Origin of the sequence: Burkholderia sp. SIMBA_062, assembly GCF_046534765.1 — a bacterium.
Taxonomy (GTDB): domain Bacteria; phylum Pseudomonadota; class Gammaproteobacteria; order Burkholderiales; family Burkholderiaceae; genus Burkholderia; species Burkholderia ambifaria.
The window spans coordinates 1-276 of record NZ_JAWRYD010000229.1 but is presented as its reverse complement, the minus strand read 5'-3'; the positions used below and the strand labels follow the sequence as shown (position 1 = coordinate 276).

Annotated in this window: 1 pseudogene; it reads right to left on the bottom strand. The window is 37.3% G+C overall.

Annotated features, from left to right (window positions below):
* Positions 1-276, bottom strand: a pseudogene (locus SB786_RS36155) (PLP-dependent aminotransferase family protein); the annotation flags it as partial.

Sequence of the window (276 nt, the reverse complement as noted above, 5' to 3'; positions counted from 1 at the left end):
CAGCAATTTTGAAGCAAGATAAATCCCCATTTGACTGCCTTTTGTGATAAGCAAATCATCTTTTGAAACCGTCAAACCTCTTGTCGTCGAAAGATAATCACAAATGGAATTTCGAAGATGTTCAGAACCTTTAGCACTTCCATATTTCAGATAATTTTTACCGTAAAATTTTCTTGAAAGACTTCTGTACTCGCGCATCAATTGATCAACAGGCGCCAAACGCACATCCGGAAAACCATCGTCAATTGTTAGCCCGATTTTTTGAAAGTTTTTTCC